16 protein-coding genes are annotated in these 20,576 nt (G+C 36.1%); 2 read left to right on the top strand and 14 right to left on the bottom strand.

The window, feature by feature from the left end; all coding sequences use genetic code 11:
* Window positions 1-30: 30 nt before the first annotated feature.
* Window positions 31-2,406 (top strand): patatin-like phospholipase family protein, encoded by a 2,376-nt coding sequence (locus FLUTA_RS13660; RefSeq protein WP_013687472.1) that lies wholly within the window; start codon window positions 31-33, stop codon window positions 2,404-2,406.
* Window positions 2,407-2,433: 27 nt separating this feature from the next.
* On the opposite strand, the gene FLUTA_RS20870 is transcribed toward FLUTA_RS13660, so the two are convergent.
* Entirely contained in the window at window positions 2,434-3,327 is an 894-nt protein-coding gene (locus tag FLUTA_RS20870) for an FkbM family methyltransferase (protein ID WP_013687471.1), read from the bottom strand.
* Window positions 3,328-3,589: 262 nt separating this feature from the next.
* Here FLUTA_RS20870 and FLUTA_RS13650 point away from each other — a divergent pair, with 262 nt between their 5' ends.
* Window positions 3,590-3,895: a winged helix-turn-helix domain-containing protein gene (locus FLUTA_RS13650; protein ID WP_013687470.1), complete on the top strand. Its 306-nt coding sequence runs from the start codon at window positions 3,590-3,592 to the stop codon at window positions 3,893-3,895.
* A gap of 47 nt (window positions 3,896-3,942) precedes the next feature.
* On the opposite strand, the gene FLUTA_RS13645 is transcribed toward FLUTA_RS13650, so the two are convergent.
* From FLUTA_RS13645 to FLUTA_RS13585, 13 genes are all read right to left on the bottom strand, one after another.
* The gene (locus tag FLUTA_RS13645; protein ID WP_013687469.1) at window positions 3,943-5,565 is read right to left on the bottom strand and encodes an ABC-F family ATP-binding cassette domain-containing protein; all 1,623 of its coding nucleotides are present in this window, start codon (window positions 5,563-5,565) and stop codon (window positions 3,943-3,945) included.
* A gap of 274 nt (window positions 5,566-5,839) precedes the next feature.
* Window positions 5,840-7,093, bottom strand: coding sequence for a T9SS type A sorting domain-containing protein (locus FLUTA_RS13640; protein WP_013687468.1), 1,254 nt, complete (start codon window positions 7,091-7,093; stop codon window positions 5,840-5,842).
* A gap of 112 nt (window positions 7,094-7,205) precedes the next feature.
* Window positions 7,206-7,859 (bottom strand): response regulator, encoded by a 654-nt coding sequence (locus FLUTA_RS13635; protein WP_013687467.1) that lies wholly within the window; start codon window positions 7,857-7,859, stop codon window positions 7,206-7,208.
* Window positions 7,856-9,742, bottom strand: a complete 1,887-nt coding sequence (locus FLUTA_RS13630) for a tetratricopeptide repeat-containing sensor histidine kinase (RefSeq protein WP_043023829.1) — start codon at window positions 9,740-9,742, stop codon at window positions 7,856-7,858. Before FLUTA_RS13630 ends, FLUTA_RS13635 begins: the two co-directional genes overlap by 4 nt.
* 161 nt (window positions 9,743-9,903) lie before the next feature.
* The gene (locus tag FLUTA_RS13625; RefSeq protein ID WP_013687464.1) at window positions 9,904-10,428 is read right to left on the bottom strand and encodes a hypothetical protein; all 525 of its coding nucleotides are present in this window, start codon (window positions 10,426-10,428) and stop codon (window positions 9,904-9,906) included.
* Window positions 10,425-11,909 (bottom strand): histidine ammonia-lyase, encoded by a 1,485-nt coding sequence (gene hutH / locus FLUTA_RS13620; RefSeq protein ID WP_013687463.1) that lies wholly within the window; start codon window positions 11,907-11,909, stop codon window positions 10,425-10,427. The genes FLUTA_RS13625 and hutH overlap by 4 nt, the downstream gene beginning before the upstream one ends.
* 5 nt (window positions 11,910-11,914) lie before the next feature.
* Window positions 11,915-13,285, bottom strand: coding sequence for a histidine--tRNA ligase (gene hisS / locus FLUTA_RS13615; RefSeq protein ID WP_013687462.1), 1,371 nt, complete (start codon window positions 13,283-13,285; stop codon window positions 11,915-11,917).
* 145 nt (window positions 13,286-13,430) lie between these two features.
* On the bottom strand, window positions 13,431-14,390 hold the full coding sequence (locus tag FLUTA_RS13610; RefSeq protein WP_013687461.1) for an HmuY family protein: 960 nt from the start codon (window positions 14,388-14,390) through the stop codon (window positions 13,431-13,433).
* Entirely contained in the window at window positions 14,387-16,633 is a 2,247-nt protein-coding gene (locus tag FLUTA_RS13605; protein ID WP_013687460.1) for a TonB-dependent receptor plug domain-containing protein, read from the bottom strand. The genes FLUTA_RS13610 and FLUTA_RS13605 overlap by 4 nt, the downstream gene beginning before the upstream one ends.
* 7 nt (window positions 16,634-16,640) lie before the next feature.
* Window positions 16,641-17,672, bottom strand: coding sequence for a hemin-degrading factor (locus tag FLUTA_RS13600; protein WP_013687459.1), 1,032 nt, complete (start codon window positions 17,670-17,672; stop codon window positions 16,641-16,643).
* Window positions 17,673-17,759: 87 nt separating this feature from the next.
* Window positions 17,760-18,575 (bottom strand): ATP-binding cassette domain-containing protein, encoded by an 816-nt coding sequence (locus FLUTA_RS13595; protein ID WP_013687458.1) that lies wholly within the window; start codon window positions 18,573-18,575, stop codon window positions 17,760-17,762.
* Window positions 18,572-19,612, bottom strand: a complete 1,041-nt coding sequence (locus FLUTA_RS13590) for a FecCD family ABC transporter permease (protein ID WP_013687457.1) — start codon at window positions 19,610-19,612, stop codon at window positions 18,572-18,574. The genes FLUTA_RS13595 and FLUTA_RS13590 overlap by 4 nt, the downstream gene beginning before the upstream one ends.
* Window positions 19,613-19,696: 84 nt before the next feature.
* The gene (locus tag FLUTA_RS13585; RefSeq protein WP_013687456.1) at window positions 19,697-20,569 is read right to left on the bottom strand and encodes a heme/hemin ABC transporter substrate-binding protein; all 873 of its coding nucleotides are present in this window, start codon (window positions 20,567-20,569) and stop codon (window positions 19,697-19,699) included.
* Window positions 20,570-20,576 lie beyond the last annotated feature (7 nt).

The following is a 20,576-nucleotide window of genomic DNA, read 5'->3' as shown; positions in this document are numbered from 1 at the left end:
GATTTACATTTGTTAAGCATTACTATACTTATGAAAGCATTACTATTCGTACTATTGATCGTGTTTTCGTCTTTATCTTACGGACAAAAAGCAATCGACCTTAAACCTAGAGCAAAAATTGGTCTTTGTTTGAGTGGTGGTGGAGCAAAAGGTCTTGCTCATATAGGAATTCTTAAGTTAATTGACTCTTTAGGAATCAAAATTGATTACATAACAGGAACTAGTATGGGAAGTGTAATTGGTGGATTATATGCTTCTGGATACACTGGAAATCAAATTGATAGTATTGCTCAAACTGCGGACTGGGAGATTATCTTGAATCAGTACGTACCTGCAGACAATATTAACATGGACGAAAAAGATGAATACAACAAATACATTGCTGAAATCCCTTTCGTAAAGAAACATTTCAATTTCACGGGAGTAATTGATGGACAAAGTCTTCAGGAAACCTTAACACGTTTAACAAGGCATGTCAATAATATTACGGATTTCAACAAATTGCCTATCCCCTATAAATGCATGGCTGTCGATATTTTGACGATGAGGCCCATCGAATTAGATTCAGGAAATTTAGCACTTGCGATGCGCTGTAGTATGTCAATTCCAACCGTTTTTAAACCTGTCAAATGGAACGACTATTTATTGGTGGATGGTGGATTAATGGTTAATTTCCCTGTAAAGCAGTTACAAGCTATGGGGGCAAATTTCATTATAGGGAGTTATACTGGAGGAAGATTGATGCATGAAGATGAATTAACGACAATTAATAAATTATTGATTCAATCGAGTAGTTTTTATGGTATTCAGGAAGCCAAAGACGATATTGAAGCCTGTAATATATTCAACAACCTAACAACCAATATGCTTGAATTCAATGCTGGTGATTTTAAATATGCCAAAAATATCATTGAAAAAGGAATCGCTGTTGTAGAACTTGTTCGTCCACAGTTAATCAATTTAGCCAAGCAATATCACACTTTAAACGGTGCTTATTCACGTCCTAAATTAATGGATACAAACCCCCAATTTTTAGTACGAACAATTTTCATTGAAGGAGTCACATCGGCTGAGACGGAAGAATTCATTCTAAAGCGACTGAACTTAAAGCCTGGTGATTCAACTACTTTTGAAGATTTAGACCATTCAATTATTGATGCGTACTCTAATCGTTATTTCTCAAAAGTGTATTATACCGTTACAGAAGATTCGATAAAGGGTGCAGATATTAAGTTACAAGTAATTGAAGATTTTAAGCATGTATTCAAAGGTTCTGTGCATTACGACACAGAATATGGAGCTGGAGTATTTTTAAACTATACAGGTCGAAATGTCCTCGGTAAAAACTCCCGAATTGTATTATCTGTAGATCTCGCAGAATCATTGAAATTTCGTGTCAATTACCGCAAATACATTCGAGCTTCTCGTTTCAGTACGTTTACCTCTTTTTACAATGAAAGTATCAAACAGAAGTTTTTCACTTCCAGTGGAGGATTGGAGGATACATATAAGAACAAATACAACATGCTTTCTACTGCTTTATCTTACAACATCAATGTCCAATCTTCAGCAGCAATTGGTGTCATGTATGAAGTTTCTACTTTAAAACCATTATTTGATGATCAAACATTGGATCAAGTTCATCCTAGAAAGATCGATGGGAACATATTCAGCACATTTTTGAACTATCAAAGGAATACTTACACTAGTTTGTATTATCCAATAAAGGGAAGCAATCTTGTTTTCGAAAATCGTTTTACATTGCTTTCTGACGAAGAAATAAAATCAGAATACAGCACCTTGGACACGATTGCAAATAAGATTGTAAAACAATCTGTAAAGGACAGGGCCAGATTTAATCCAAGTTACCGTGTTTCATTTATTTTTGAGAAATACTTCAAAATAATACCAAGATTAAGTCTTGTTACAACATTAAAAACAGGATTTGTATTTGATCAAATATTTAAAATAAAAAACACATCCAGCACACCTACTCTAGAGAATGAAACGTCATTTGCCGAATACTTTAGCATTGGAGGAATTAATACCACTTCACGAACCGGGGCTATCGATCTTTGGGGATATAGAAATGGCGAAATTGGCTCTAAAGCATTTTACACGCTTCGATTCGGTCCACAATGGGAGGTTATCCATAAACTCTTCGTTACACCTTATGTAAACATATTATACAGCACCTCAAGTATTGAAGATTTCGGTAAAAATATTCAACATGCTTTTGATTATTCGAAGAAAGACCCATTAAAAACCTACGATTATACGAGTACAATAGGCTTTGGAATCAATGTTCGATTTAAAACGATTCTTGGTCCAATTAACTTAAATATCTCTAAAATCAGCAGTTTTAGCAAGCCAACAGCTTTTTTATCAATTGGGTATTATTTTTAGAAAATTGTTTTGAAAAAGAAAAATATGCTAATTGTTTTTTGCAGCTGGAATACACACAATATTGTCATGACTTGGTAAATCTTGTTCGTTCTGAATCTCAATCAATTTACCTCTGCGTTCCTTGGTTCCTTTTTGTTTGAAGAATGAATATTTACCAATCGTTTGAACCAACTTCATAATTTCAGCTGGACTTGGTCCAACTTCTTTTTCACGCTTTTTAGAAACTTCGATGATAAAAATGGGCTGTTGTTTCTGAAACCAAGACATTCCTCCACGAAGCACTTGAGGTTCAAATCCCTCCACATCAATTTTAACCAGCTGAAGCGGAGTTTCTTTCTGAAACAAATCATCTAAGCGCTCCATTTTCACCTCTATTCCTTGTTGCTCATTACTTTGAGAAATCAATGATGCTCCTCCCCGATTAACTTCCCAATTTTCAAATAGTCTTGCCATACCTTTTGAATCTGAGAGTGCAATTGGAAGAATCACGATATTCTCGCAGGCATTTAACTCGCTATTTACTTGAAGAATTGGAACCGTTTTCGGATTTGCTTCTACAGAATATACGATTCCTTTTTCTCCTACAACCTTAGAGGCAATTACTGACATTAAACCAATATTTGCTCCTATATCTAAAAACGTATTTCCTGGATTCAAATACTTCTGCAGCAATTGGATGGTTCCTTTTTCATAAGTACCCGTTTGAAAAAGGGAAAGCTCCACACCAGTGTCAACAGAAGGATCGATGACCATTTTCACACCGTGAATGGTTTTTAATACATGTTTTCCAACTTTTGAAGGATTGGGTAGCAAAAGCTTTGGAAGAGCTATTGAAAGTCTGCGAATTCCCTTTACATCCAAATCACGAAGCAAGGAGATGAGTTTGTGACGGAATAAAAACGATCTGTTTGGAATAGACATAAAACGAAGTTATCATTTATTGTTGAGATTGGGTTACTGGTTAAGTATTTAGGTTCTTATCGGTAATAGGTTTAAAAGGCTCTTTAGAGTGAAAATCATATTATCCACTAATAGTGAATTCGTTATATAACGAATTCATATTTTTATGATATAACGTTATAAATATCTTACGATATCCAGATATCATATTTTCATTTTTTTTGCCTGAGTCTATTGCTTTAAAGAATCTTTTCCATTAACTTAAATAAGAAACATTTACTTTATGGGAAGATCTAAACAAACACAGTACACAAAAGAAGAAAAAAATGGGGCAAGAATTGGAAGAGCAATTGCAGCTTCTGCAAGAGTGGTTATCCTTCATGAAATTCATAAGTACCATATCATTACAAACAAACATATTTCTGAGCGCACATCACTTAGTGGTGCCGCTGTATCTCAACATATACAAATTCTGAGAGAAAGCGGATTTATCGAAAGCAAATATCTGGGAGATGATGAGGGGTATCGGGGTTATGCATTCACAAAACAAGGTGAAATTGATTTTTATAATCTACAAGCAATCCTATAAAAAAACGCCAACCTTAACAGATTGGCGTTCTAAAATATTTATGAAGCTTATGCGTAAAGACCTTCTTGCAAGCTTGCAATTTTTGCATCTGCCAAGTAATCATCGTAAGGCATCATTTTGTCAATGAAACCATTTGGAGTCAATTCAATAATTCTGTTTGCAACAGTAGAAACCAATTCGTGGTCATGAGATGTAAACAACATAGTTCCTTCGAAAGCTGACATTCCATTATTCAAAGCCGTAATCGACTCCAAATCCAAGTGATTCGTTGGTTCATCCATTGTTAAAAAATTTGCTTTTGCAAGCATCATTCGCGACAACATACAACGTACTTTTTCACCTCCAGAAAGTACTGTAGCACTTTTCAGTGCCTCTTCTCCAGAGAATAACATACGACCTAAGAATCCGCGGATACTTACTTCTTCTCGCTCTTCATCAGTTTGCGCATACTGACGCAACCAATCAATCAATGATAATTTTGTTTCAAAAAAAGAAGTATTGTCATTAGGTAAGTAAGCCGTTGTGATGGTTGTACCGTAAGTAAAATCACCTTTATCAGCTTGCATATTTCCATTCAATATTTCGAAAAATTGTGTAATCGCTAAAGAGTTTTTAGAAACGATCGCAATCTTATCGCCTTTATTCAATGTGAAAGATAAGTCCTTGAACATATATTCACCTTCGTGCATCTTGGACAAACCACTGACCGTTAATATTTGATTTCCTGCATCGCGTTCTTGGTGGAAAGTAATTCCAGGATAACGACGAGAAGACGGCTGAATTTCTTCTAAATCCAACTTATCAATTAATTTACGGCGGCTAGTTGCTTGTTTTGATTTCGACGCATTTGCAGAGAAACGAGAAATAAAATCTTGTAACTCTTTCTTTTTATCTTCGGCTTTCTTGTTTTTATCCGCACGTTGACGAGCTGCCAACTGTGATGATTGGTACCAGAAAGTGTAATTTCCTGTAAACACATTGATTTTACTGAAATCGATATCACAAATATGTGTACAAACTGTATCTAAGAAGTGACGATCATGCGATACAACGATTACTGTATTCTTAAAGTCTAATAAGAAATCTTCTAGCCAAGAAATTGTTTTTAAATCCAAGTCATTCGTAGGCTCATCGAGTACTAAAACATCTGGGTTTCCAAAAAGTGCTTGTGCCAATAAAATACGTACCTTGTATTCAGAAGGAACATCTTCCATCTTCATATAATGCTTGCTTTCATCGATTCCCAAATTGCTAAGTAGTGTTGCAGCATCTGTCTCAGCATTCCATCCTTCTAAATCACCAAATTCACCTTCCAACTCAGAAGCCCTCATACCATCAGCATCCGAAAAATCTGGTTTTGCATACAAAGCATCTTTTTCTGTCATGATTTCAAACAAACGTTTGTGCCCCATGATCACTGTTTGTAATACTTCATATTGATCGAATTCAAAGTGATTCTGAGATAAAACAGCCATTCGTTTTCCTGGCTCAAGCTCAATACGACCTGAAGTTGGATCTTGCTCGCCCGTTAAAATCTTTAAAAATGTAGATTTACCAGCACCATTAGCGCCAATAACACCGTAGCAGTTACCCGATCCAAATTTGAGATTTACATCGTCAAATAGAATACGTTTACCAAATTGAAGAGAAAGATTATTTACTGAAATCATGAGAAATACTTGGAATTTTTGTGCAAAGATAGCACTAATTCCCCCTTTATAAAAAAGAAAACAATAAAATCACTGCTAAATAATTATAAATCAGCCGTAAAGAACTCTCAATTATGTGAAATTTAATTATCAAGAGGGTATTTCGAATAAAGAGTTCCATTTGATAATTTCATCATTGACAATTAACATGTAACTGAATAAGAAGAATATAAATGAAAAATCTTCGATTCAGTACTTACTGAATCGAAGATTTTGTTCACGGGGTATTGGTTATTTAATTTTTCAAGAATTTCACTCTTTTGACTGAATTGTTCATTTCTACTTGTAGAAAGTAAACTCCACTTTCTAATGAACTTACATCTAATTTCGTTCCTTTCAGTGGCAATTGAAAAGTTTGTCCATTCAAAGAACTTACAGTAAAGAGAGCATTCGTTAAGTCGCCATCAAATTCAATATTTAATAAATCTGAAGTTGGATTTGGATAAACTTGAATCACTTGATCTTCAGAATTCGAGATTTCAGCGGTAGATCCGCCTGATCCAATGACATAAATTCCACCATTTGTTGGCTGGTCTCCATAAAGTGTTAACCAAAACTTTCCATCGGTTGTTTTTCCAATACCTAATGAACCTACACCAGTTGGGAGACCATTGTTCATTGAGGTCCAAGTCTGTCCATTGTCAGATGAAGACATGATTTGATTATCACTACGGGCAAAAATCACTTGACCATCTTTATTTGCTTGCATATCGCTGAGATTTCCTCCAATATTGGCACAAGCTGTCCATGTATTGCCATTATCTGTACTAACAGTTATCCCACCCATTCGCGCATTAAAAAACGTATTATTCTTAGTATATCGAACAATTGGAGAGTAAACATTTCCAACTACACTCGCCAATGAAATATCCGTAAAACTCACTGCATTATCATCGGTATATTGCATATGAGTTGTACCACTATTTTGTCCAAAAATAATCCGTCCATTGGTTGGATTAATTGCATAATAAGTATATCCATCATTGTATTGATAAAGTGTTCCATAATCAGACCCCAAAGAGATATAATCAGGAGAAATGTTCAACTTGCCATTGGTTGAATTTGCAAGTAGCAATTTCCCGTTTGTCAACAAACCAAGAGGCTTGTAATACCCACCATTAGCTAATGTTGATCCTGGAACCGTTTGCCAAGTAGTTCCGTTCGTTGTATAATCCAAATGTCCAGATGCAGGACTGCCTAAATAGTAATAATACCCAGCAAAAAGTCCAGCAGGAGTCGCAACGACCTGATCAGTATTAAACCTCTGCCAAGGCCCTACCGTCCAAGTTTGACCTCCATCAAAAGAAGAAACCAAAGTATTTGGATATACTGGTGAACTTGGAGAGTTCCCCCAAGCATAAATAGTATCCTCACCCCAAGTACGAATACCTCGATAAAGAATCGAATCTGGTGCTGTTGTTTTCACCCATGTTTGTCCACTTGCACCAAGTGAAACAATTAAAAAGAGAATTGGTAATGCTTTTTTCATATCTGTTGTATTTAAACTTGATACAAAGGTATGAGCAGAAAAAAGGGTTTAGATACCGTCTAGTTGGTATTCGAAGTACGTATAAGTTGGGATATTTTGCTCAGAAAGCTCTTTAGATTGAAACTAACTCGTTTCTAATCGCAAATTTGATTAATCCAACTACTGTTTTAATATTGGTTTTTTGATTGATATTTTTTCGGTGAGTTTCTACTGTTCGTTTACTAATAAAGAGCTCTTCAGCAATTTTCTCATTGGAATATTCCAATGCAATCAATCGGATGATTTCTATTTCTCGATTACTTAATTGAGCAACTTCTAGGTCTTTCCGAAATTCCTTCTTTTGTCTTTTCATCAAAGACAGCAACACTTCTTCGCTGTAAAAAGTAGAACCATCAGCAATCTTCTCCAATGCCGCAGTCAATTCCTTTCTTCCAGTGTTTTTAAGGATATAACCCTCAGCCTCCAGCATAACGATATCCGCAATAATTTCAGGATCATTGTGCATGGAAACTACCAAAATTTTCATTTCAGGATCCGCACTTTTCAATGCTTTGATCAATTCATTCCCGCTCATTCCAGGCATTGAAATATCTGTTATTAAGATATCCGGGCGATGATTTTGAAGCAATTCCAGCGCTTCTTCTCCGCTATTAGCTTCTGCGATAAACTCGAATTGTTTCTCTTTTCTCAACAACGATTTGATTCCATCAATAATCATTTGATGATCGTCTACAATGAGTAATTTTATTTTCACTTCTGAATTCATAGCTGTCCTTCAATGGTTACACTTGTGCCTTTTCCAATCGTGCTTTCGAGGTTGAATTTAGCATTAATCAAAGATAATCTCGTTTGAATATTTTCCCAACCAATCCCGTCACTTTTAGCAATCGATTCTAAATCAAATCCTTTACCATTATCTGCAACAACCAGGTTGAAATGAGATTCTTGTCCTGATAATTCTATCGTTATTTGAGTCGCATTTGCATGCTTCAACATATTCGTTACAATTTCCTGCACCACCCGATAAATTGTTAACTGAACGAACTTAGGAATTACCGAAGCAAAATCCGAACAACTGAAATTCACTTGCGTCCTTTTCGCTGTATTTGTACGAACCACCAATTCCTGAAGCGCTTCCACTATTCCTTTATCAGACAAAGCTTGCGGCATTAAATTGTGAGAAATTACTCGTACTTCTCCAATTGCCTGATCAATTAGTTCGATAGCATTATTTAAAATTACTTCATCTTCCTCATCGGCAACTCCGTCAATTGCAGCTGCATTGATTCGGGCAGTTGAAAGTAATTGCCCCAAGCCATCGTGTAATTCTCTTGCAATTCGAGTTCGTTCAGTTTCTTCGGATTGAAGTATCGCATTGATTCGTTTTCGTTCTTCAAAACGCTTTAATTTTTGATTGGATAAATAAAACACAACCGATCCAACTAAAAGAAGAATGACCGCTCCAAGAATAATGTAATTCCGTAGTTGATTTCCTCTCAAATTCTCATTAGTCAACTTCAAATTTGCTGCTTCAGACTCTGCTTTCTCAAGCCTTAATTGCTGTGTATTGTGTTTCACCTCCATGGAAGCCACATTCTCTGAAAGCTCCGCACTGTAAACACTATCTTTCAGATTATGGAACTTATTTAAATAAGCACTCCCTTTTTTAAAATCGTTTGTTCCGAAATAGTACTTGGAAGACATTTCATACAAGTCCATTTCAATTTCCAGTGAATGCTCTGCCGTACGCAATTTTTCAACATTCTGAATATGGTTAAGTGCTTCCGGGAATTTCTTCCATTTCATCAGTACGTCTGCTAGGTAAAGATTGTATCGTGATTGTCCCTGAACATCTCCGATTTCTACTGCAACATCCAAAGCCCTTTTTCTTTTATCCAAAGCTTGTGCAAACTGACCTTTGTTTTCCAGCACGTCTCCCATATTGTTGATCACGGAAGAATATTCTATTCCCCAGCCCAGTTTCTCAAAAATAACGGATGCTTTTTCATAATAGTCGTAAGCCTTATCCAATTCGTTCCTTGTAATACTAATATTACCAAGACCGATATAATTCCGGGCAATACCGCTTTCGTCTTTTTCCTGCTTATTAATCTGAAGCGACTTCTGATAGTAAGAATAAGCCAGTTTATAGTTCTTTAATTCTTCGTAGTTCACTCCAATGTTATTGTACATTAAAGCGATTTGGTGTTTTTCCTTGAGTTCCAGGTACAATTTCAAAGAGGTAAAATTGTATTTCAAAGAAGTTTGATAATCGGCACGTTCTTTATACAATGCGCCTAATTGATGGTAAACATAAGCCATTTCAAGCTTATTATTTGTTTTTTTAGCGATCGGAAGGGCTTTAAAAAAGTAATAAGCGGAGGAATCAAAATCGCGTTTGAAATAATAGGATGATCCCAAATCAGAGTAAGCCTGCCCGACAGCATAATCTCGTTTCAATTTTTGGGCAATGCGCAATCCTTTCAAATTGAGTCGAATTGCTCTGGACACATCTATAGAATTGTATTCCCAAGCCAAATCACTAATTGCCCGTAACTTTAAACTATCATCCTTCTTTTTCAAGTAGGTTTCAAGAGAATCCAAATAGCGTTGATCCGTTTGAGCGAAAAAAACAAGAGGAAATGCCATTAGACAACATAAAATCGCTGTAAGTTTCATTGTAATAGTAGTTTATTCAGATAATAATCTATTATCTTTCAACGAATTATCATTGAAAAATAAAATTAATTGAAAAATTCGAAATCCTTTTAATTTTCCATTCCAAAAACTATTAAGTATTTTATTTTCAACTATTTCGTCATCCATTTCAGGTTTCGGCTATACAAGAAGACAAACAAGCCTGAGAAAATCAGATTCATGATCACTGAAGACATTGGAATCATGTGGGATGGTAACAAAATATATGCTCCACCTACGCTAATTAGATTATAAATGATGTATAAATGAAACCCTAACTTTTTCCCTTTCAACATGAACAAAACTCCCATAAATCCTGTTCCAAAGGTGACAAAATTCATCAATAGCGTTGACCAAAAACGGCGCTGTTGATAGACTGCAATATCTGCTGATTGCTCAATCAATTCAGCCATCCAAACGATTTGGCGATCTCTCATACCACTTGCTACATCTAAAGAAGCATTATAGGTAGCGGTGATTTCTTCATCCGATGGTTGTCCTCCTAACAAAGAAAACAATACTCCCATCAAACCGATTCCAATAATGATGAAACTCAAAATACAAAGAACCGTCAATAATACGGGTCTTTTTTTATTCTCTAGATTTTCTTGATTGTTGTCTAAATAATCTTCGCTCATATTCCAGTTGTTACAAATTCTTTACTCGCTTTCATCAAAGGATGCATGTATCTATCTTCAGTTACAAACGGTACTTTCTTTCTAAAATTAGCAAATATATCTTCCAATCGCTTACTCGATTTTGATGGTCTTCTAAATTCCAAAGATTGACAGGCATGCAAAATCTCAATTCCTTGAATCGAATAACAGTTATCAATTACACGAAACAATTTCGTAGCAGCATTTGCTCCCATCGAAACATGATCTTCTTGTCCATTACTCGAATCAATCGTATCGATACTTGCAGGTGTGCACAATTGCTTGTTCTGACTCACAATTGATGCACATGTATACTGTGTAATCATAAATCCAGAATTCAAGCCTGGTTTAGCAACCAAAAATGCAGGTAAACTGCGAGTTCCTGAAATGGATTTGTAAATTCTTCGCTCGCTTATACTCCCCATTTCGGCTAGAGCAATTGCCAGAAAATCCATTGCCAAAGCAAGTGGTTGTCCGTGAAAATTACCTGCAGAAACGACGATGTCATCATCTGGAAACACTGTTGGATTATCAGTAACTGCATTGATTTCGCGTTCTACTATCGTTGCACAATGTTCAATCGTATCGTAAGAAGCCCCATGTACTTGCGGAATACAACGAAACGAATACGGATCCTGAACATGTGCTTTTTCGCGATTCGCTAATTCACTATCTCCCAACAAATTTCTGAAAATTTCAGCTGTTTTGATTTGTCCAACTTGGTTGCGAATTTCATTTACTTGAATACCAAAAGGTTCTTTACGTCCATCAAATCCATCCAACGAAATAGCTGCAATTTCATTGAATTGTTTCCATAGTTTTCGTGCGTTTGAAATGGCATAAGAAGCATATCCAGACATGAATTGTGTTCCGTTTAACAAAGCCAATCCTTCTTTCGACCTCAAAGCAATCGGACTCAATCCGAAACGCGTATTGATTTCAGAACTTGTCACTTCTTTTCCTTCAAACATCACTGTTCCTTCTCCCAAAAGTGGCAAAACCAAGTGCGCAAGAGGAGCTAAATCCCCGGATGCACCCAAACTTCCTTGTTGGAAAACAACTGGATGGATGTGATTATTGAAGAAGAAAACCAAACGTTCTACGGTTTCCAATTGAACACCTGAAGCACCATGAGAAAGTCCCATGATTTTCAAAATCAACAATCTTCTTACGATTTCTTCTGGAACACGCTCTCCCATTCCACAAGCATGAGAAAGCACCAAATTTCGTTGTAATTGCTCTAAATCTTCATTCGAAATTGCGGTATCGCACAAACTTCCAAAACCAGTATTTACTCCGTAAATCAAACGATCGCTTTTGGCTACTTTTTCGTCTAAATAGGTACGACATTTAACAATGCCTGATTTTGCTTCTTCGCTAATAGCTAACTGAGCATTCGACGCCAAGATTTCATCTAGTTTTTCCAGAGAAACCCATTCGTTCGTGATCGTAAATGTATTCATGAGACTTATTTGTTGAAAAACTGAAGAAGATCAGACTCTGTGAGTTCTTTTTGCTCTCCGCTTTCCATATTTTTTAATTGTATAATTCCTTTGTTCAATTCATCTTCTCCAACAATTGCAACAAATTTCACTTTGCGATTATCAGCATATTTGAATTGCTTTTGCATTTTAGCTACACTTGGATACACTTCACAATCCAACCCATTCTGACGCAATTTTTTCGTCAATTTCAGACAGTATGTAGCCTCTTTTTCTCCAAAATTGGCAAACAGTAAAGTCAAACCTGCATTCGTGTTTTCTGGATATAAATCCAATTCATTCAACACATCATAAATTCGATCTGCTCCAAATGAAATCCCAACTCCTGAAAGCCCAGAGAGTCCGAATAAACCAGTTAAATCATCGTAGCGACCACCACCACAAATGGATCCCATTTTCACATCGTGTACCTTCACTTCGAAAATAGCTCCTGTATAATAGTTTAATCCACGAGCTAGAGTAACATCGAATTCTACTTCAGCGCGTTCTAACCCCAATTCAGTAGTTTGATTCAATACGAATTCCAATTCTTCAATCCCCTTCAATCCAATTTCTGAATTTTTCAAGAAAGTCTTCATTTGATTTAAACGGTCTTCATTGCTTCCAGTAATCTGAAACAAAGGAGAAATGATTCCAATCGCCTTTTCAGAAACACCTTTTTCAAGCAATTCTTTCACAACACCTTCTTCACCGATTTTATCCAGTTTATCAATCGCAACTGTAATGTCAATGATTTTATCGCTTTCGCCAGAAACTTCAGCAATTCCCGAAAGAATCTTGCGGTTGTTTATTTTAACTGTGAATCCTGGAATTTGCAAATTCGTCAATACCTGGTCGAAAATCTGCACAAAATCTACTTCGTACAATAAGGAATCGGAACCAACAACATCAGCATCGCACTGATAAAACTCTTGGTAGCGACCGTGTTGTGGACGATCTGCTCTCCAAACGGGTTGAATTTGATATCTTTTAAATGGAAATGATAATTCATTTTGATGTTGCACCACAAAACGTGCAAAAGGAACGGTTAAATCGTAACGTAGTGCTTTTTCAGACAATGAATTTGCAAATCGAGCTAAGTTTTCAGACTTCAACGCATCTAAATCTGCCTTTTTCATCTTCTCTCCTGAATTCAGAATACGGAAAATCAAGCGATCTCCCTCTTCTCCATATTTTCCCAACAACGTGGAAGAAAGTTCAAAGGAAGGTGTTTCGATTGGGGCAAATCCATACGTTTTAAAAACAGATTTAATTGTGTCGAAAATATACGTTCGGCGAGCTACCTCATCGGGTAAAAAATCTCTTGTTCCTTTTGGAATTGCCGGTTTTTGTGCCATTATAAATGAATTTGCGGCAAAGTTAACAGAAAAGGTTCAAAGAGGGTTCAAATGGTTCAAAGAGTTTAAACAGCCAAGGCTTTCATTCCGGTAATTTCTCAAATTCAACTTTGAACTTTTTGAACACTTGCTCTTTTGAACTCCCTTAAGGAATCAACTCCTGCAACTCAAACTTCGGAGCCCCTTTCACTCCATTATCATCGTAAAAATCAATAAATCGGATTTTGAAATAACGACCATTGATTGTTTTCACTACAAAGGTTCTGTTACTGCTAATAACATAATTTCCAGTGTCAAAATCATACGTTTTCCAATCGTAACCAATTACGTTGATACGATTTTCGAAACTGGTTTCTACAATATCTGAATACTTAAAATCCGCAAATGGAATAGTTACTTCTTGAACTTTGACTCCATAACGATTGGATAAAATCCCCACCACTGAATACGGCGTATGCTCATCAAAAACGTGACAATAATTGGTGAATAACAAATCCCAAGTTTCTTTGTTTGGCTCAAGATCAATCAAGGAACCACCTCCAGTCATTGAGAAATAAGTAAACCCAGTAGTAGAAGACTTCGGAACGGTATATGTTTGGAAAGTTGTACTATTTAAATTTGCAAATTGAATTTTGTACTCTGTATCGGTCACAGAAATAATTTTCAATTTTCGTTTTCCAAGATTTGTTCCTGCTAAACTAGATCCTAAGTCAATGGCATATACTTTCCCCGAAATTTGCCAGTCTTTAAGGACTGTTGAATCTAAATTGCCTGTATGGTAATCCCAGGTATAAGTCAATCCAGCATCTGAAGTAAGCGCTGCAAGATCAGTTTCATTCGAAATAGCTGCGGCCATAACTTTCGCTGAATTCAACAAAACGTGAAATCCATTCTCACCAGCTTCAAAAGCTAAATCCCACACTTCACGATTATTTTGACGAATGATTGAATTGGTTTCCAAATCGTAATAAATCTGATTGGCATAATCCGAACCAATTACGACCTGTGAAGTTGTTGCATCTGAAACAGGTTTCTCAACTGGAATTTCTTTCTTAAAACAAGAACATACAATGGGAATAACTCCTAAAATTAGCCACTTTTTCATTGTTTCGATTTTATCAAATAAGTAATGTTCGCATAAAAACTTCTTCCCCAAGCAATAGGAGCTGTTCCTGAACTAGATGAATGTGCTCCGCCAGAACTTCCACTTCCAGAATTCACGTTAGTCACATTCAATAAGTTTTTGCCACCCAATGAAACGCCTAACGTTTTCTTCAAGAACCATTGTTGAACTTGCACATCCAATAGTTGGTAATCTGAGATAAAATTCTGTGTAATCGATGCATCATCATTGATGAAATAAGCAACAACTTTACCTGTATACTTGTAAAACACACTGAATTTTGTTGTTCCATTTTTAAGTTGATAAGAAAGATTGGAAACTAACTCTGGAGAATAAGCATATCGTCCAGCTGAGTAATTAGATGCTGTTCCGATGTAATTAAATCCAACACTCACATTCCACTGTTTTTGTCCCACTTTCACCAAAGATTGAATCCCTCGTGCATAGAACTGATCGATATTAAAATAGCTGTAGTTTATTCCATCGGATGATTGAGACAAACTAATCCGGTTTTGAATATCTTGATAGTATCCTGACAATTCAAATCCGAAAGTAAATTTCTTTGGTTCCCAATTGAAATTGTACCAACCTTGAACATGATTCGAGATTTCTGGTTTCAAATCCGGATTTCCAAAAATCTTGTGATTGACATCTACAAATTCCATGAACAATTCTTTGATTGAAGGAGAACGGAAACCAGAAGCAATACTTCCACGAAGGATGTGTTTTTTCTTACCTAATTTCACATTCAATGCGGGCATGAAAGCTTCTTTGTACAAAGTATTGTATGTGAAACGAAGCCCTGGCTTGATATTTAACCAAGTCCACGGAGCATAATTGAACGTTCCAAAAACGGCAAAATCACCAATTTCTTTTCGCTTATTCTCGATGCGATTTCCATGACCAACTTCGTAGTTAATATCGTAACCAACTTCGTAATTGAATTTCTTCTCAATATTGTTTCTCGTTAAAGTCGTGCGATTGAAATACAAGATAAATCGTGAGGTATCTTGTTCACTATTTGCTAGCAACTTGCGATCTAAAGTTGTTAAATCTGTCAAATAAGAGTTCTTGATGCGTTTGTAATTGGAATAGTTCAATTGAACATCCAATTTTAAATTTGTTTTTAACCAACCGATTACTTCCAATCCCCCATTTTGACGATTCGTGACGTATTCATCATCGAAAGCAGCTATTTGAAAAGGAGCTCTTGGATAACCTCTGTTTACAATTTTCTCTCTGAATAAGTCTAGAGATGGAATAATCTCTATTTTTTTGAATTTATAGGCATATTTCAATCCTCCAAAAACCTGTTCTTTCATTTTCCATTGTTGGAATCTGCCAGAATCTGCTACTTCTTTTTTAGGAAATTCAATCCAATTATCTCCAGGTGTCCAGCCATCAAAAAAATTACGCGCACCGTATGCTGAAATTGAATGATTTTTAACACGAGAAGTGATTCCCGCATTCAAATTGTAGTTTCCTACTGTTTCGTAGAAAGCACCTACGTTTATATCGAAGCCTTTATTTTTAGGCTTTTTTGAAATCAAATTAATGGTACCTGCCATGGCGTTACTTCCATAGTTGGTACTAAGCGGTCCTTCAACAATTTCCACTCGTTCAATATTAGAAAGGTTGATCTGACTCAAATCAACGTTTCCATTTTGGCGACCAATAATTGGCACACCATCAATTAGTATTTTCACTCCTTCTCCACCAATTCCAAGCATCGACATACCGCTACCCAAAATTTGATCTTGGTTTACACGAATGTTTAATTCATTTTGCAATAAATCACGTAAGTTGATTGCACCTTTCGCTTCAATTGTAGCGCGGTCTATCACCTTTACTTTATTAGTCGAATTGGTAATTGAACCAGCTCCTAATTGTCCGGTAACAACCACTTCATCAATATCCTTTGAGTTTGTAGCCAACTTTACTCGGTGGCTACTTCCTTTTGAAATTGTATCTACTTCTTGGTGGAAACCATCCGTATTTACTTTGACAATTAGTTGAGACGCATTTGCGTAATAAGCAACTGGAATCACTAAAACTCCTTGTTCATTTGACTGAACATATTTGGTATTCTTTCCTGTGAAATCCTGAAGCGAAATTTGCGCATACGGAACAACAGAACCAGTATCATCCTTAATATAAAGTGTATCCTGAGCGGAAACAAATCCACTCAGAATACACCCAATAAGAAGTAAAACTACTTTTTGCATTTTAATTTTATAATTGTTCGACCAATTTTCTCCAAGATTCCAACTCAGGAATCCCCGGTTTACGTGCCCCGAAAAGCGTACAAACTAATTCGTTTTTCTCACTGAACAATTCCAATGAAGTAACGATTCCATCTTCAGTAGGTTTGCGAACGATCCAAGATTGAGCAATTCCATCTTCTCTTGCATGCAAATTGAACATTGGATCTAATACATTAATCCAAGGACCGTGCTCAACGATATTTTTCACCTCGCCTGTATGAATTTGAATCATTCCTGCATTTCCAACAAAAACCATGATTGAAACGTGCTCTTTGGCAGCCAATTCCAATGCTCTACGTAATGCTTTATTGTCGATTTTCTTAGCATGAGTTTCAGATGGAGCCAAACGCAAAGCTTGTGTTCTTGTCAATTTGTGTTTCTTCAACAATCCGAAAAATTCATGCGTATCTTTTAGGTTAATCCAAGATTCTTGGAACGATTTCACATCGATTTCGCTATCAGGCAATTCTGTTGATTCCAAAGGCAACAATGCACCAATTTCCAATTCACTCGACTGATTTTCATCTTTGTACTTCGCAACCAAAGTATCGTAAGCTTCCATATTGCTTTTTGATTCCAAATAAACTTTGTGAGTAGCAATACCATCAGTTGTAAAAAACTGCAAGCTTTTACGAGGTTTATCTTCTCCTTCAGTTACTGCAAATGCGTATGCCCAAGCACTTGGAAAAATACGTAAATCGATGTCTTTTCCAACAAAAAGAGAAGCATGAGGAGTTGTACTAAAGTTCTCATAAATTCCTTTGCGCTCATGAACTACTTCATCATTTCTAGACAAAGCCATTACATAACCCAATGATTCCAATTCACCAAGAATAGCCACAAAATCTGGACGTAAACGAACAGCAGTTGTTCCAACACCCAAAGCAACTAATTCTGCTTCGGAAGCATTCAAACGCTTTGCATATTCTCTGATTCTCAATTTTGGTTCGCTTTCTTTCAATTGAGCGAAAGCTTCTTTTAATGATAAAGTTGTTTCCATTGTTTTGTATTTAATTTGTATTGAATCTGTATATTCAGATTATTTTTTTCTTTTATTGATTTGCTAACGCAGCTCAATTATCGTCAGCTACAGCTGACTTTTATCTAATAAATTCGAGGAATAAGATACATGTCTATAAAACACTTCCCCATCAAGTGCTTGAATTTGCTCCAATTCTATTTGATAGGTTTCACTTAAAATCTGTGGATTCATCACTTCATCGACCCTTCCATCCATAATCACTTTTCCTTTTTGCATCAACAAAACACGGTCGGCGTATTGATAACATAGATTGATATCATGCATTACCACGATTACGCTTCCACGCTTATCGTCTACAAACTTACGTGCGTATTTCAACAATTCAATTTGATAACGAACATCCAAATTATTTAATGGCTCATCCAAGAATAAGTATTTGATTGGTTGAATTTCACCTTCACTTTCTAGTTGCAATAAAACTCTTCCAAACTGAACACGTTGTTTTTCACCTCCAGAAAGAAAATTAAACTCCATTTCTAAAAAAGAGTGCAGGTTTAATTCGGTCACAATTTTATCCATGATGAATTTATTGAACTGATTTTTTGTTTCTGGATAACGGTAACGTGCCATTTCCAATACTTCACGCACGGTAAAGTTAGATGCAATCATACTCTCTTGGTGCATGTATGCGCGGTATTTGGACAAATTGTCCAAAGTCCATTCGTTCAAGTCTTTTCCGTAATAAGAAATAGTTCCCGAACTTTGTTTCAATCCGCTAGAGAGTAATTTCACCAAAGTGCTTTTTCCTGCACCATTTGGTCCTAAAATGACTACAAATTCCTCTTTATCGGTTGTAAAATCAACCGGTTGCAGAATTTGCTTCCCTTTTACTCCAAATGATATTTGTTTTGCTTCTATCACACCGAAAACTTGCGTTTATGTTTGAAAATTATTGCAATGAAAACTGGAGTTCCCATTAAAGCTGTAATAATTCCAATTGGCACTTCTGTTGGAGGGAGAATCGTTCTTGAAATCATATCTGCACAAGAAAGAAGAATTGCCCCAAATAAAGCGCTGAAAGGCAGTAGAAATTGATGATTCGGCCCAGCTAAAATGCGAATAATATGTGGAACAACTAGCCCAATAAATCCGATTACACCTGCCATAGAAACAGCTGAACCAACCATACATGTGGAACAAATAATAACTAACAACTTGATTGTTTTCACTTTATATCCCATGTATTTTGCATTACTTTCTCCAAGAGCAAGTACATTCAAACTTTTTGCTTGAAAAAAAATAATACTCATCGGAACGATTGTGAAAATAAGCAAGAGTAAAACGGAATCATTATTCGCAGATCCCAAACTACCAAGTGTCCAAAATGTCAAATCGCGCAATTCATCATCCGTAGCAAAATAAGTCAACAAACCTGTTAAAGCAGCCGTTAGAGCATTCAAAGCGATTCCTGCCAAGATGAGCGTTAACGAATTGATTTCTCCATTACTCAATGACAATCGGTACACGATAAATGCTACGATTGATGCTCCGAAGAAGGCCACCATAGAAAGGGAAAATCCCTCGTTGAAAATAATCAACCAAGGGACTAATCCACTGAATAATATGAAAAGTGATGCAAACAAGGAGGCTCCCGTTGAAATTCCAATTAAGGCGGAATCAACCAAAGGGTTTCTAAAAATTCCTTGCAATGCAGCACCCGAGACGGCTAATCCTGCACCAATTAGACAGGAATAAACCGCTCTCGGAAAACGAATATTGTAAACTACATTGTATTCGATTTCTGTTATTTTTAAATTGGTTTGTATTCCAATTTTTTCAATCAAACTACCAAAGACATGAGAAATTGGAACACTCACATTGCCTACTGATAAGTTCACAACAAAGCAAACTATCACTAGTACAACTAAAGAAAGACCAATTATTCGTTGTCTTGACATATAACTTTTTGTTTCAAAAAGTTCAAGGTTCAAAGAAGTTCAAAAAGTTCCAATTTTGAACATTTGAACATTTGAACATTTGAACTATTTAACTTTCTTAAATTCTTTATTCAATTCAACAATTGCATCAGCTACACGCGGACCAAATCCACTCAATAACTGACCATCCATTTGAATCAATGCTTTGTTTTTTCCAGCGTTTGTTGAAGACACACCAGGAACATTAAAAATTCCATCAGGTCCTAAACTTTGTGCACCAGAAGTAAACATCAAAATCACATCCGGATTTGCAGCAATCACTGATTCACTTGTTAAAGGTTTGAAATCTGTAAATCCTTTTCCAGCGTTTTCACCACCAGCTAAAACAATCATTTTTTCAAGTGGTGTTTGCTCCCCTGCAACCATTAAGGTTCCAGCACCTCTAGCATATACAAACAATACCTTTGGCTTTTTGTCAAGCTTAGAGATGTTTTTGATATCAGAATCAATTTTAGAAACAATTTCAGTTGCTTTATCTGATTTACCCAACCAAGATGCCACTTCTTTCACCAATGATTTGGATTCTTCCAAACTATTGGGGTGTTTAAAAGTTACCAACTCAATTTTAGCTTGTTTCAATTTTGATTTTAAATCTGGAGAAACCTCATCCTCAAGCATAACAACATGAGAAGGATTCAAGGCCAATAAACTTTCAATTGCCAATTTACGTACGTGACCTAAATTTGTCAACTTTTCTGCTGCTGCAGGAAATGTACTAGTTACATCAACGCCAATGAGTTCCTTTTGGGAATCCACTGCGTAAATGATTTCTGTAACCGATCCGTTCAAAGAAACGATTCGTTTCTCTTCTACTTTTTCTTTCGAAAGTTTCGCTTTCTCTTCTTCTGATTTCGAACCTGAATTACAAGCAGTTGTCAGAGATAAGAGAGCAAGAAATAAAAAACCAACTTTTTTCATCTATATT

It is taken from the genome of Fluviicola taffensis DSM 16823, assembly GCF_000194605.1.
Taxonomy (GTDB): domain Bacteria; phylum Bacteroidota; class Bacteroidia; order Flavobacteriales_D; family Crocinitomicaceae; genus Fluviicola; species Fluviicola taffensis.
Note: the sequence above shows the minus strand (reverse complement) of the source record. Positions and strands in the feature narration are given on the sequence as shown.